This is a genomic window from Planococcus sp. APC 3900 (assembly GCF_030407735.1).
In the GTDB taxonomy this organism is placed as follows: domain Bacteria; phylum Bacillota; class Bacilli; order Bacillales_A; family Planococcaceae; genus Planococcus; species Planococcus notacanthi.
Genome location: NZ_JASDCT010000010.1, coordinates 52,647 through 66,287 on the forward strand (window position 1 = coordinate 52,647; position 13,641 = coordinate 66,287).

11 protein-coding genes are annotated in these 13,641 nt (G+C 46.7%); all 11 read right to left on the reverse strand.

Going from position 1 to position 13,641, the window contains the following annotated elements; all coding sequences use genetic code 11:
• Positions 1–31 precede the first annotated feature (31 nt).
• Positions 32–592, reverse strand: coding sequence for a thioredoxin family protein (locus QMA04_RS16705; RefSeq protein WP_191716814.1), 561 nt, complete (start codon positions 590–592; stop codon positions 32–34).
• 341 nt (positions 593–933) lie between these two features.
• Positions 934–2,364, reverse strand: coding sequence for an Asp-tRNA(Asn)/Glu-tRNA(Gln) amidotransferase subunit GatB (gene gatB, locus QMA04_RS16710; RefSeq protein ID WP_191716815.1), 1,431 nt, complete (start codon positions 2,362–2,364; stop codon positions 934–936).
• Positions 2,361–3,830, reverse strand: coding sequence for an Asp-tRNA(Asn)/Glu-tRNA(Gln) amidotransferase subunit GatA (gene gatA, locus QMA04_RS16715; protein ID WP_191716816.1), 1,470 nt, complete (start codon positions 3,828–3,830; stop codon positions 2,361–2,363). The genes gatB and gatA overlap by 4 nt, the downstream gene beginning before the upstream one ends.
• A 19-nt stretch (positions 3,831–3,849) precedes the next feature.
• Positions 3,850–4,140: an Asp-tRNA(Asn)/Glu-tRNA(Gln) amidotransferase subunit GatC gene (gene gatC / locus QMA04_RS16720; protein WP_146559265.1), complete on the reverse strand. Its 291-nt coding sequence runs from the start codon at positions 4,138–4,140 to the stop codon at positions 3,850–3,852.
• Between the two features lie 101 nt (positions 4,141–4,241).
• Positions 4,242–5,372, reverse strand: coding sequence for a CamS family sex pheromone protein (locus QMA04_RS16725; RefSeq protein WP_191716817.1), 1,131 nt, complete (start codon positions 5,370–5,372; stop codon positions 4,242–4,244).
• Between the two features lie 12 nt (positions 5,373–5,384).
• Positions 5,385–7,391: an NAD-dependent DNA ligase LigA gene (gene ligA, locus QMA04_RS16730; protein ID WP_290187132.1), complete on the reverse strand. Its 2,007-nt coding sequence runs from the start codon at positions 7,389–7,391 to the stop codon at positions 5,385–5,387.
• Between the two features lie 15 nt (positions 7,392–7,406).
• Positions 7,407–9,620: a DNA helicase PcrA gene (pcrA, locus tag QMA04_RS16735; RefSeq protein ID WP_191716819.1), complete on the reverse strand. Its 2,214-nt coding sequence runs from the start codon at positions 9,618–9,620 to the stop codon at positions 7,407–7,409.
• A 40-nt stretch (positions 9,621–9,660) separates the two neighbouring features.
• Entirely contained in the window at positions 9,661–10,353 is a 693-nt protein-coding gene (gene pcrB / locus QMA04_RS16740) for a heptaprenylglyceryl phosphate synthase (protein WP_290187133.1), read from the reverse strand.
• Positions 10,354–10,428: 75 nt separating this feature from the next.
• On the reverse strand, positions 10,429–10,749 hold the full coding sequence (locus QMA04_RS16745) for a YerC/YecD family TrpR-related protein (protein WP_191716821.1): 321 nt from the start codon (positions 10,747–10,749) through the stop codon (positions 10,429–10,431).
• A gap of 32 nt (positions 10,750–10,781) precedes the next feature.
• A complete protein-coding gene (locus QMA04_RS16750; RefSeq protein WP_290187134.1) occupies positions 10,782–11,801 on the reverse strand; it encodes a DUF3048 domain-containing protein in 1,020 nt (339 codons plus the stop codon).
• Between the two features lie 4 nt (positions 11,802–11,805).
• Complete coding sequence (locus tag QMA04_RS16755) at positions 11,806–13,536, reverse strand: adenine deaminase C-terminal domain-containing protein (RefSeq protein WP_191716823.1); 1,731 nt, start codon at positions 13,534–13,536, stop codon at positions 11,806–11,808.
• Between the last annotated feature and the right edge of the window lie 105 nt (positions 13,537–13,641).

Consider the following 13,641-nt stretch of genomic DNA (forward strand, 5'->3'; position numbering starts at 1 on the left):
TCTGTCCTTTTTTGTGGACAGCGTCCCTTGTTTATTTTAAGGCCGTTTCAAATGCCTTGCGCAAATCTTCATAGACAATATTCCAAAACTCTTCGTTGTAAACAAAGCCATCTGAAATTTCACTAATGACCGTCTTCATGTGAAGGTCGTATTGCGGATCTCCCTTTTCAGGCAGAACCGATTTCTTCTCATCGACGAATTCCTGCACTTTAGATGCTCGCGGGCCCCAGTCTCCCAATACCTGGCCATCTTCCGACAGGAGGATGTATTTCGGAATGGAACGTCCTCCATTCGTTAAATAACGATCCATCAATTCCAAGTTTTCGTCACGGTATACACAATGGACATCCAAGTCAGCCGCATCCGCGATTTTCCGCAAGATGGCATTGTTCATCATGGCATCCCCGCACCAGTCTTCTGTAATGACCAGTACATGAGGCTTTTTCTCTTTCAGCAACGCCATGAATCCCGGATCCTCAGGCAATTCAAACTTTTCGTATATACTGTAAGACTTTTGTTGATTTGACTCCATTTGAGCCATATAACTTTCCAACGTAATGCCTTGTGCAAAATATTCCTGTTCGGTCATCATCTAATCACTTCTCCTTTGTCTGCTTTACTGGTGGCCAGCCGGGCGATAACCCCGTTTGGATCTTTTCCAAATCCATAATGAATTAAGAAAATTCCATTGACTGTAATTTCGCTTTATCCTCAGTTTACTGTTCTCCAGCAAAGTCTTCAAGGCTCAGATGCAGAAATAGCCTTTTCCAGCGCTTTATTCGAAGAATTAGCACGACACTCGTTTTAAAGACGACTCGGCCCCATGCTAAGTTCCCCAGAGCTATGGCCAGTCTAAATACTCATATTTTGTACCTGTAAATCGATAAAAAAAGAGCGGCCCTTTACGGACCGCCCTTTTACTAGTGGTATCTTTTATCGTTTTGCAATTTCTGCAAGAAGGATTTTATTGAGCAATGGCGGATTTGCCTGCCCTTTCGTCTGCTTCATGATCTGCCCGACAAGGAAACCGATCGCGCGGTCTTTGCCGTTTTTGAAGTCTTCAATCGATTGTGGGTTGTTGTCGAGTGCTGCTGTGACGAATTCACGCAATGTGTTTTCATCTGAGATTTGGACAAGCCCTTTCGCTTTGACGATATCGTTCGCGTCGCCGCCTTTTTCAATCAATTCCTTAAAGACTTTCTTGGCGATTTTAGATGAAATGGTGCCATCCGTAATCAATTTGATCATGCCAGCCAAACCTTCAGGAGTCAAAGCCGTATCTTCCAGCTCTTTTTGTTCAGCATTCAAGTAAGCTGATACTTCACCCATCAGCCAGTTCGAAGCCAGTTTGGCATCAGCGCCGGCAGCTACTGTCGCTTCAAAGAAATCGGAAATTGGTTTTGCCAATGTCAGAACCATAGCATCGTACGAAGACATGCCAAGCTCCGTAACATAGCGGGCTTTGCGGGCATCCGGCAATTCCGGAATTTCAGCACGGACGCGCTCCAGCCATTCATCATCAATGACAATGTCGACCAGATCCGGTTCCGGGAAGTAACGGTAATCATCAGATCCTTCTTTGATGCGCATCAACAAGGTTTTGCCTGTTGATTCGTCGTAGCGGCGTGTTTCCTGTTCGATGATCCCACCTGATAGCAGAACCTGCTCTTGGCGAATCTGTTCGTGCTCAATGCCTTTGCGGACGAAGTTGAATGAATTCAAGTTCTTCAATTCGGTCTTCGTGCCGAATTCATCCTGGCCGAACGGACGAAGCGAAATGTTCGCATCGCAACGCAGCGAACCTTCTTCCATGCGTACATCTGAAACACCTGTGTACTGAATGATTGCTTTGATTTTTTCCAGGTAAGCGTAAGCTTCGTCAGCTGTGCGGATATCAGGTTCCGAAACGATTTCGATCAACGGTGTCCCTTGGCGGTTAAAGTCGACCAAGGAATGGCCATTGCCGGTATGCGTCAGTTTCCCTGCATCTTCTTCCATGTGAAGGCGCGTGATGCCGATGCGTTTCTTCTCGCCTTTTACTTCGATTTCAATCCAGCCGTGTTCGCCGATTGGCTGATCGAATTGAGAAATCTGATAAGCCTTCGGGTTATCCGGGTAGAAATAGTTTTTCCGGTCGAATTTGGTATGGCGGGTAATTTGGCAGTTTAATGCAAGTGCAGCTTTCATTGCCCAATCCACTGCCGTTTTGTTGACGACTGGCAGAACGCCTGGATAACCAAGGTCAATCACGTTTGTGTTCGTGTTCGGCTCTGCGCCGAAATGAGCCGGTGCAGGAGAGAACATTTTGGATTCTGTTTTAAGTTCTACATGGACTTCAAGTCCGATGATCGTTTCAAAGTTCATTTTGCTGCTCCCTCCCATGTTTGAGGAGTTTTTTTATGGAAATCGGTCGCTTGCTCAAAAACATCAGCCACACGATATACGGTTTCTTCGTCGAAATATTTCCCGATGATCTGCAAGCCAAGCGGCAAGCCGTTGTCGAATCCACAAGGAACGGAAATGGCAGGTACGCCAGCCAAGTTTACTGGAATCGTTAAAATATCATTGGCATACATCGTCAATGGATCGTCGATGATTTCACCGATTTTAAACGCCGGTGTTGGCGTTGTCGGACCGATGATGACATCGTATTTTTCAAAAGCATCATCAAAGTCTTTTTTGATCAGCGTACGGACTTTTTGTGCTTTTTTGTAATATGCATCGTAATAGCCTGAGCTTAATGCATAAGTGCCAAGCATAATGCGGCGCTTGACTTCATCGCCAAAGCCTTCAGAACGGGTATTCATGTAAAACTCCAGCAGGCTTCCGGCTTTTTCCGTGCGGTAGCCATAACGGATGCCGTCAAAGCGGGAAAGATTGGAAGATGCTTCAGAAGAAGCCAATAGATAGTAAGTCGCCAACGCGTATTTCGAATGAGGAAGTGAAATCTCTTCACAGATGGCGCCTCTTTCTTCAAGCACTTTCAAAGCGTCAAGAGCAGCTTGTTTTGCAGCTTCGCCGACACCTTCACCAAAATACTCTTTTGGAACACCAATGCGCAGTCCCGTAATGTCGCCTGTCAAGGCAGCAGCAAAATCCGGAACTTCCACATTGGCAGAAGTTGAATCCTTGTCATCATGCCCTGAAATGGCATTCAACAATAAAGCATTATCTTTAACGGTTCTTGTGATCGGACCGATTTGATCCAACGAAGAAGCGTAAGCGATCAAGCCAAAGCGCGAAACACGGCCATAAGTCGGTTTCATGCCAACTACACCACAGAATGCAGCAGGCTGCCGGATCGATCCGCCGGTATCTGATCCCAGAGTGAATGGTACTTCTCCAGCAGCGACTGCAGCAGCAGAACCGCCTGAAGAACCGCCTGGCACTGTTTCAAGATCCCATGGGTTTTTCGTTTTCTTGTAATACGAGTTTTCATTGGAAGAACCCATTGCGAATTCATCCATATTCAATTTCCCGACAGTCACCATTCCAGCTTCTTTCAATTTTTCTACAACCGTTGCGTTATAGATTGGATTGAAACCTTCTAGAATACGGCTGGAAGCTGTTGTTTCCAAGCCTTCTGTTACAATATTGTCTTTTACTCCAATCGGCAAACCAAATAACGGCCCGCGTTCAGCAAAAGGCACTTTGTCCATTTCTGCGGCCTGTTCGGTTGCGCGTTCTTTGTTCAATGCAAGAAATGCATCCACTTTTGGTTCAAGAGCTTCGATGCGGTCAAACGCCTGTTGCGTCATTTCAGCAATCGTCGTTTCTTTTGTATGTATCATTTCCTGCAATTCTGCAGCTGTTTTATCCACTAATGACATCTATGGTTCCTCCTTCCGGTTATTCCAGGATTGTTGGGACTTTTACTTGTCCGCCTTCATGTTCTTTTACGTTTTTCAACATCAATTCGCGGTCCAATCCAGGGATGGATTTGTCTTCGCGCAATACATTGACCATCTGCAAGACATGAGTGGTCGGCTCGACGTTTTCTGTATCCAGTTCATTCAGCAACTCCATTGCATTCGTAATTGCTTCCAATTGATCTGCAAAATGCTCCGCTTCTTCATCAGTAATTGCCAATCTCGCCAAATGAGCGACTTCGATTACTTCTTCTTTAGTCATTTTCGCCATTTTTCTACACCTCCGGATTCAGTAAACATACGCTATATCATAACATTTTTCTAAAAAAATGAATAGGGACAGCCGCATGGCCATCCCCGTTTTCATGCAATTTATTCGTAAATGTGAACAAATGGTTCGGTTTCTCCTGCTTTTCGCAAGACCAACGCTTCTGGTCCGTTGGTAGAGGTTACACTGACTTCGATCAGTACGTTTTCAGGGAAATGATCCACGACCAGTCCCGTGACATATTGTGTAAATCCGATCACTTCGGCAGCGCCATAGAATTGGATTGGGATTTCAATCTTTAATTCTTTCAATTGGTTTTCCTGATAATGACCAGTACCGATGACACTGGTGAAATTGGAAAAGTAGATTTCAACGTCCTGCTTGAAGTTGCGGAATGCCGTATCGATATCACGGTAACGTTCATCCGAACCGGAAGTAGGAAACAACACGTTGTTTTCGTTTACTGCGTTCCAGCCGGCAATAGCTTGTTCGCCTCCCGGGGCAGCACCATATGAGAAGTAGGTTCCGGGCACCATAGTATTTCGCGAGTTTTGTTTAAAGAGACCCACTACAATTGGAACGTCTCCCAAACCTTCTTTTTCACGCAGGCGCTTGACGATTTCATCAGCCATGCGCTTGCCTTCTTTCTCAATCTGCTCTTGTGGAATTTCCTCTTCATAGGCGATATCGTTTTCCGAACTGTAGTAAACCGAGTTCAATGCAAGCCCGACCGAAATTCCGCCGAGCCTTATGGTGTCTTCTTTTGTCTTCACCAAATAATTCTGTTCAATGACATGGGCAAGGATTTCCGCAGGCGGACGTTCGCCTGCTTTCTTTTGCTCACCTGAGCGGCCGTCTGCAGGATTCAACCCCGCCGGATTGTCTTTGCTCGTACGCTGCAGCCAAGAAGTCACATCTTCATCAGTGATCATTTGGCCTTCCTGAAAATAATAATCGTCAGGAGAAAATTGCTTCTGCGACAAACGCAGCAACCCGTTTTCGGTTTCGGCAATATCATAGCGGGAGTTCAGCCGATTAACGATTTTCCCTCTTGTAGCGCTTTCCTTATATGGCAGAAGTGTACGGTAAAACTGATCGTCCAACTGCATGCTTGGAATAATGGCCGTCTCGACTTCTTCTTTTTCATTTATCACTTCCGCTTCCTCATCAGTCCCGGAAGGAACACATCCCGTTAACAGCAGCAAGCTGATCGGAATCCACCATATGCGTTTCATCTTAAAATCCCCTTATTTATTCAATTCCTCAATGAGACGTTCTTCGTCCCAAATGGCCACCTTCAGCTCGAGTGCTTTGTCGAGCTTGGAGCCCGCCTCTTCACCGGCAATCAGCAAATCGGTTTTCTTGCTGACGCTTCCTGACAGTTTGCCGCCGAGCGCTTCAATCTGTGCGCTGGCTTCCTGTCGCGTCATTTGTTCCAATTTGCCAGTCAAAACGATTTTCTTGCCTGCGAAAGCATTGGCGCCTGCCTCTACGCGGATGCGTGTGCCGGTGTATGTTAAGTTGACGCCTGTCTCGCGCAAACGTTCCATCAATGCGCGAACTTCTTCATTATCAAAATACGCGACAATGGAATCGGCCATCTTTTCGCCAATTTCATGGATTTCAACCAGTTCTTCCTTGGACGCTGCCATCAGCTGTCCCATGGTTCCGTAATGCTCGGATAAAATGCGGGCTCCTCTTTCGCCTACATGGCGGATGCCCAAACCGAACAACAGCTTCTCCATTGAGTTGCTTCTGGAAGCATCGATCGCCGCAATCAGGTTGGAAGCTGACTTATCGCCCATGCGATCCAACTCAAGCAATTGGTCCTTGGTCAGTTTATAGATGTCGGAAATATCCCGGATCAGGCTTTCCCGGTATAATTGCTCAATCACTTTTTCGCCCAGCCCGTCAATATTCATGGCATTGCGGGATACAAAATGAATCAGCCCTTCCGTTATTTGTGCAGGGCATTGCGGATTGACGCACCTAAGGGCTACTTCTCCTTCAATACGGACAAGCTCGCTGTCACAGGCCGGACAGTTTTCGGGCATCTCAAAAGGAAGTTCTTCTCCTGTCCGCTGCTCAACGATAGCCGAAACCACTTCTGGGATTATATCTCCCGCTTTTCGGATAATGACTTTGTCGCCGATGCGAATATCTTTTTCCTTAATTAGATCTTCGTTGTGCAATGAAGCCCGTTGGACAGTCGTTCCTGCAACAGCTACCGGATCCAGTATGGCTGTCGGCGTAACGACACCTGTCCGTCCGACACTCAATTCAATGTCGCGGACAATGGTCATGACTTCTTCTGCAGGAAATTTATAAGCAGTGGCCCATTTCGGGCTTTTCGCTGTAAATCCAAGGTCCTGCTGATGAAGAAAACGATTGACTTTGATGACGATGCCGTCAATTTCATAAGACAGCTTGGTCCGGCTTTCTGTCCATTTCTCGATATAAGCCAAAACTTCTTCCACAGTTGAGCACACTTGGCGCTCCTGATTGGTCTTGAATCCGAGCTCACTCAGGTAATTGAGCGATTCATCATGTTCAGTCAAACCATAGGTCTCTCCGTCTCCTCCGATTCCGTAGATGAAGACGTCGAGATTGCGGCTTGCTGCAATTTTCGGGTCCAACTGGCGCAGTGAACCTGCTGCCGCATTGCGCGGATTGGCAAACAGCTCTTCACCGCGTTCTCCCCGCTGCTCATTCAAAGCATGGAAGGATTTTTTCGGCATGAAAACTTCGCCGCGCACTTCAAGCGTCACCGGCTGCTTTAATTTTAAAGGAATTGCACGGATCGTCCGCAGATTGACGGTTATGTCTTCACCGATACGGCCGTCTCCGCGTGTTGCGCCTTTGACGAATTTACCGTCTTCATACATCAGCGACACGGCAAGTCCATCAATTTTCAGTTCACAGACATATTCGATTCCGTTTCCAGCTCCACTGCGCACCCGTTTATCGAATTCACGCAGATCCTCTTCGCCGAAGACGTTCGATAAACTCAACATCGGCCGCTCATGCGTCACTTTGTCGAAATTGGAAATCGGCGTTCCGCCGACGCGCTGTGTCGGCGAATCCGGAAAAATCAAATCGGGATACAGTGTTTCCAAGTCGATCAATTCATTCAGCAATTGATCATAGATGGCATCCGGTACAGCCGGCTTATCCAATACGTAATAAGCATGGCCATAGTTCCGGAGCAGTTCGTTCAGTTCATTTACACGTTCTTCCGCTTTTATGCGATCCATAGGGTTTCCTCCCGATTATACTTTTTCAATCGGCGCAAATTTGGCCAATAGGCGTTTGATGCCGACAGGGCTTGGGAAAGCGATATCCAGTTCCATTTGTTCGCCTTCGCCTTTGACGCTGACGACCATGCCGGTGCCCCATTTTTTATGTTTCGCTTTATCGCCTGTTTGCCAACCGTGCTTATCGCCACCCGATTGCTGGTAGGCAGGACGCGATACAGCGAGACGCTTCGGTGCCTGCTTATAGCTGGTCGCAGCTCCGGCCCGGTGATGGGCTGTCGTTTGTTCAATCAGTTCCTCCGAAATCTCCGAGATGAATCGGGACGGCATATTGTAATTGCTTTTCCCGAATAGCGTGCGGGAAGACGCATGCGTCAAATACAGCCGTTTCTCAGCACGGGTGATGCCGACATAAGCCAGGCGCCGCTCTTCCTCCAATTCCTCGTCGTCATTATTTGACCGTGAATGCGGAAAAACGTTTTCTTCCAGGCCGATGATGAAGACCACAGGGAATTCCAATCCTTTCGCTGCGTGCATCGTCATCAAAATGATCGGACCGTCTGCATCTTCCTCGTCATCCAAGGAATCGATATCTGAAATCAATGCCAAATCTGTCAGAAAGGCAACCAGTGATTTATCATCGCTTTGTTTTTCAAATGCTTTTGTCACCGACAGGAACTCTTCCAGGTTTTCAAGGCGGCTTTCGCCTTCAATCGTTTTGTCGATTTGCAGCATGTGCCGGTAGCCTGATTTTTTCAGCACTTCCTCCACCAATTCCGTTACCGACAAATACTCCTGCATTTGCGTAAAGCTGTCGATCATCGTGCGGAACTCGAGGGCGGTCTGTGCCGTTTTAGGGGTCAGCCCCATAAAATCGGCTTCCTGCAAAGCATCCATGATGGTGCGGTCCTGTTCAATCGCAAAACGCGCCATCTTCTCAAAAGAAGTCGCCCCAATGCCACGCTTCGGTTCATTGATGACACGGGCCAATGACAAATCATCGTCATTATTGGCAATCAACCGCAAATACGCCAGCAAGTCTTTGATTTCCTTGCGGTCGTAGAACTTCGTTCCACCGACGATGGTATAGGACATATTCGATTTGACGAACATCTCCTCCATGATACGGGATTGTGCGTTGGTCCGGTAAAGGATTGCAAAATCCGAAGTCTTATAATGTTCTTCATCCATCAATTTCTGTATCGTCTGCACGACAAACTGTGCTTCCTGGCGCTCGTCTCCCGCTTTATGCAAAGTGATTGCCGGGCCTTCATCGTTGTCGGTGCGCAACTCTTTCGGATAACGGCTGGTGTTCTTCTGGATCACGTCGTTTGCTGCTTGCAGAATGCGCTTAGTCGAGCGGTAATTCTGCTCGAGCATGATTACTTTGGCATTCGGGTAATCTTTTTCAAATGACAGGATGTTGGTGATATCCGCTCCGCGCCAGCGATAGATCGACTGATCCGAATCCCCGACCACGCAAATATTCTTGAATTTGCTGGCCAACTTCTGGACCAATTGGTATTGGGCATTGTTGGTATCCTGGTATTCATCGACGTGGATGTAATGGAATTTATTCTGGTAATATTCCAGCACTTCCGGGACCGTATTGAATAAATTCAACGTCGTCATAATCAGATCGTCAAAATCGAGCGATTGGTTTTTCTTCAGGCGTTTTTCGTAAGCCAGATAAACTTCAGAAACCGTCTTTTCATACGGATTGAACTGATTCATGTCAGCTGCAAATTGCGCCGCATCGATGCATTCGTTTTTCGCCGATGAAATGGCATTCAGCATCGTCCGAGGTTCATATTGTTTCGGATCCAGGTTCTGCTGTTTCAAGACATTCTTGATGACTGTCAGTTGGTCGGTCGTATCCAGAATCGAGAAATTCTTTGACATGCCCATGCGGTCGATATCGCGACGCAGAATCCGTACGCACATCGAGTGGAACGTTGAAGCCCACATGCGCTGCCCTGTTCCATGCCCCAGCAATCCATCAATGCGGTTCCGCATTTCGCGCGCTGCTTTATTGGTGAAAGTAATCGCCAGGATATTGGATGGGTAAACTTGTTTTTCCAGCACCAAATAAGCGATGCGATGTGTCAGCACGCGTGTTTTCCCTGAGCCTGCACCCGCCATGATCAATAGGGGGCCTTCAGTCGTTTTGACCGCTTCCGCTTGTTCCGGGTTCATTCCGTTCAGTAAGTTCTTCGTTATTAATTCCATTGTGCACCACCTCGAACATTCGTTCTTATTATTATAGCGATTAGTCAGCCGTTTCCGCAACTGCCTCTACGGTTTCAATCGCTTTTTCGATGTTTTCATAAATGATATTGCCGACGACGATGGTATCAGCAGCAGCAAGTGCTGCTCTCGCCTTATCAGCTGAATCGATTCCGCCTCCGTAAAACAAACGGGTTTCGTCCAGAACTTCTTTCACTTTTCCTGCCAGTTCCATATCGCCGTAAATGCCGCTGTACTCCAGATAAAAAATGGGCAGCCGGAAAAAATGTTCGGCCAGCCGGGCATAAGCCACGACATCATCCGCCGATAAATCCGTTTTGGCTCCGGTCAGTTTGGCGGCTTTACAGTCCGCATTCAAAATGCAATAGCCTTCCGCCACCATTTCGTCCCATTCCAATATCTCACCGTATTCTTTAATAGCTTGATGATGGAAACCTTTGATCCACTGCGGATCATCACTGTTAAGCACCGTCGGGATGAAATAGTAATCAAAGCCGGGCGCGACAGAATCAATTGTCGACACTTCCATAACGATCGGCAGATTATAAATTTGTATGCGTTCCGTCAATTCAAGGACATTGTCGAGTGTGACATTATCACTGCCGCCAATCAAGATGGCATCGGTCCCGGATCTGCAAATTCGTTCCAAATGTCCATCCGTAATCTCTTTAGCCGGATCTAATTTAAAGACATGCCGCCATGTTTTGAAGTCCATTTAATTTCACCTGACTTTACATCGATTATCATCTATTTATTATAACAAAAAAACCGAACAGAGTCGGTTCTCTGTTCAGTCTTTTGGAAGTTCAAACGGTTTTTCGTCGGGATACAGGCGCCCAAGCATTTCATCATAGCCATCATTTCCGTAGTTAAGGCAACGGCGGACACGTGAAATAGTCGCGGTACTGGCACCCGTTTCATTCTTGATTTTTTCGTATGTTTTTTTCATACGAAGCATATGTGCTACTTCCAAACGCTGTGACAGCGATTGAATTTCACTGATTGTGCATAGATCATCGAAAAAGCGGTAAGCTTCTTCCTTATCCTTCAAAGCCAGGATCGCTTCAATCAGCTGATCTGTCTGATGGCCTCTGATTTTATCAACTTGCATGCAGCTTCATCATCCTTTCATTGCTACGAACATCAAGGCGTATAGCTGACGGACTGTTCCATACCGGGTGCAGTCGGAACAACATGGAACCAGGTTTTCCCCGGCACCAATTTCACCGTCTCACCGTCTTCTGTCGGTACGGGCATCCCGTCTATCGAACTCCATTCTATTTCACGGACGCCGCCCGCCTGGAACAACAGCGCTTTTCCACCGTTTTCCAGATCAATTGACTGGCGCCCTTCAGAATCGACAGTTTCGTGCGGCGCTTCAAAAACCAAAACATTTGAGACTTTCACTGTTTCCAAGGTCTCTTTATCGGTTGTCCGTACGCCACCGGACGATCGGCTGTATAGATGTGACTTGCTGTCATATGTATACTCATTGAAAAACAACTCGTTTGTCCCGTACGCTACGCTTACCGAAAGAGCCTGTTCCTTAAGTTTAGCATTTTCCGCCGAGTCATAGAAATAATAAGGTGATTTCCATCTGTATTCAGTTGAAGCCTGCACATTCCCCATGGCTGTTTCGATATTTTCCGCAGTGATATAAGAGTTATGGGGAGCAACACGATCGCTTGACCGCTGAAACAAAGTGCCATCATGTTGAATGCCATTCACGTGGTCAACCACCCCAGATTCCAGCATCACTTGAGCAGCGGGGCTGTAGCCATGAGCAACAAAAAAAGCATCAGAAGCAGCTGCCAACTCAACAAAATACTCCCTTGCACTGCGGATGGGACCAATGGTTTCCGGAAAATCACTTTGGTACAAAGCCAAAAACCGGGTGATGTCGTATTCTGCAATCATTTCAAAAACCATATCCGCTTCACCCAATCCGGTTTGCGGACGGGCATCCGGATGATTATTGATGACTGCCATGACCGTTCGGCGATTGGTCGGAGGAGTCGCTTTTTCACCAGTGTATGGGGCAATTGTCAATGAGTTCTCCACCGGTGGCTGCTCTTCCGGGTCTTCTTTCATGATTATCCAAAAACCTGCAGCAAATACAGCGAGCACCAGTAAAATAAGCATTGCAAAAATCCAATTCTTCATATCATTACCTCATGAACGCCGGAAACAGGATCTTTTTATTCATGACATCGTAAATGCCTTTTTGTGTCACGCGGACATATGGCAGATGAGTCGCCTGCAAAAACAGCAAGGTATAAACAGCATCGCCATGCTTGTAGCCGCGTTCTTTCAATGCTTTCTTCAAGGCCTGTTCCTGGACGATCAATTGTTCCATCGGCAAATCCGACATCACTCCGCCATAGGGCAGCGGCAGAGATTCTATAATCTCTCCATTTTCCGTCAGGATGATGCCGCCTTTCAGGCGTTTCAATTCATTGAAGGCAATCCACATATCTTCACGATTTTTGCCGATCAGGATAATATCGCCCGTCGTCGTATAGGAAGATGCGAACCCATCAAGTCCCGGTGCGAAACCTTTAATCAATGTATTGACGCGCCATTTGCCTTTTTTATCGATCAGCATTAAAAAGCTTTCATCATGTGTTTTTGATAAATTGGAGTCATGCGTGTCAACACTGACAGAATAGGGTTTCGTGATGACATCATTGACCATTTCAATACCGAAAGGCATCGAAAACTGGAAGTCGTCATCCGTCAGTTCATAGTCGATTTCAAGATCCGGAAAAATCGACCAATCGATATCTGGTAAAGACAGGACTTTTTCTCCGTCTTTCTTCAGCCAAACCCCTTTTGAAATAACACCTGAAGGGACCGGATTTTCTAATGTATCAAGAATGTTCAAGTTGGCGTAACGGCCTGTCGCAATCAATCCGTGGAGGCTTGTTACGTTGTAATAACGGGCGACATTATAAGATGCCATCATATAGGCGTCGATCGCCGGTACACCGGCCTCCAGGGCGATTTTGATGCACAGGTCCATGACACCATCCAAATGAAAGGCTGGCGTTGAACCGTCTGTCGTCATCATCAATTTATCGAAGACGTTCAACTCGCGCTCGACAATCCCTTTCAGCAAATGCGGAAGATCCGGCCGAATGGAAGAGTGGCGGAGTGTGACTCCATAGCCATGAAGCAGGCGCATTTCCACTTCATCCACAGTCATCGCTTCATGGTCGCCATCTGCTCCAAGCAGCCGCATGCGAGCCAATGTTTTCTCTGACGCACCTGGGAAATGCCCTTCAATTTTTTTCAGCCCCATTTTGGCTTTTTGGATCCAGTACAGCATCTGGTCGTCACCCGCCATCAGTTTCGGCCAGCCCGTCAATTCGCCGCCGAGCAATACATCTTGGCGATCCAGCCATTCGCCCACTGATTTGGAAGTGAATAATCGGTCTTCCTCATTCAACTCTGTCTGGGAATCAAAACGCGTCCACCAATAAAAACTGAACGGCAATTCCGCCATCTGGTCCAACAATGAAAACGCTTTCTCATTTTCCAATGCTAAAAAAAGCGTGAGGTTATCGGAAAGGAACATCGTCGTTCCGCCCTGTGCCGCATGATCGGCAAAGCTTATGGGATTGTATAACTGTGAAGGATGGACATGAGGTTCTATGTATCCAGGAACGATGTATTTGCCGGTCATATCTGCTACTTCCGTCGAAGCATCCACTTTCGGCATTTCTTTTCCTGCATAGACGATACGATCATCAGCAATCCATATATTTCCTGTCATCCATTTCTTAAAAATTCCATGAAGATATGTTGCGTTTGTCAAAACGAGATCCGGCGCTGTTTCTTTTGTAACAATTTTCAACTGTTTGCGAATCTCTGTATTTTTCCATAGAGGATTAACCATTTGCCGGCACCTTCTTTCTACAAGTTCAATACTTAATATAGTAGCATAATTATGCACGCAATTACAGGTTTTGCCTGCAAAAACACGAACATTCTGATTAAATCC

Bases quoted from the DNA above. Each gene is read 5' to 3' on its own strand.
- QMA04_RS16745 (WP_191716821.1), bottom strand. From the start codon at position 10,749: ATGCAAGTTGATAAAATCAGAGGCCATCAGACAGATCAGCTGATTGAA.
- gatB (WP_191716815.1), bottom strand. From the start codon at position 2,364: ATGAACTTTGAAACGATCATCGGACTTGAAGTCCATGTAGAACTTAAA.
- QMA04_RS16705 (WP_191716814.1), bottom strand. From the start codon at position 592: ATGATGACCGAACAGGAATATTTTGCACAAGGCATTACGTTGGAAAGT.
- gatC (WP_146559265.1), bottom strand. From the start codon at position 4,140: ATGGCGAAAATGACTAAAGAAGAAGTAATCGAAGTCGCTCATTTGGCG.
- gatA (WP_191716816.1), bottom strand. From the start codon at position 3,830: ATGTCATTAGTGGATAAAACAGCTGCAGAATTGCAGGAAATGATACAT.
- QMA04_RS16725 (WP_191716817.1), bottom strand. From the start codon at position 5,372: ATGAAACGCATATGGTGGATTCCGATCAGCTTGCTGCTGTTAACGGGA.
- ligA (WP_290187132.1), bottom strand. From the start codon at position 7,391: ATGGATCGCATAAAAGCGGAAGAACGTGTAAATGAACTGAACGAACTG.
- QMA04_RS16755 (WP_191716823.1), bottom strand. From the start codon at position 13,536: ATGGTTAATCCTCTATGGAAAAATACAGAGATTCGCAAACAGTTGAAA.
- pcrA (WP_191716819.1), bottom strand. From the start codon at position 9,620: ATGGAATTAATAACGAAGAACTTACTGAACGGAATGAACCCGGAACAA.
- pcrB (WP_290187133.1), bottom strand. From the start codon at position 10,353: ATGGACTTCAAAACATGGCGGCATGTCTTTAAATTAGATCCGGCTAAA.
- QMA04_RS16750 (WP_290187134.1), bottom strand. From the start codon at position 11,801: ATGAAGAATTGGATTTTTGCAATGCTTATTTTACTGGTGCTCGCTGTA.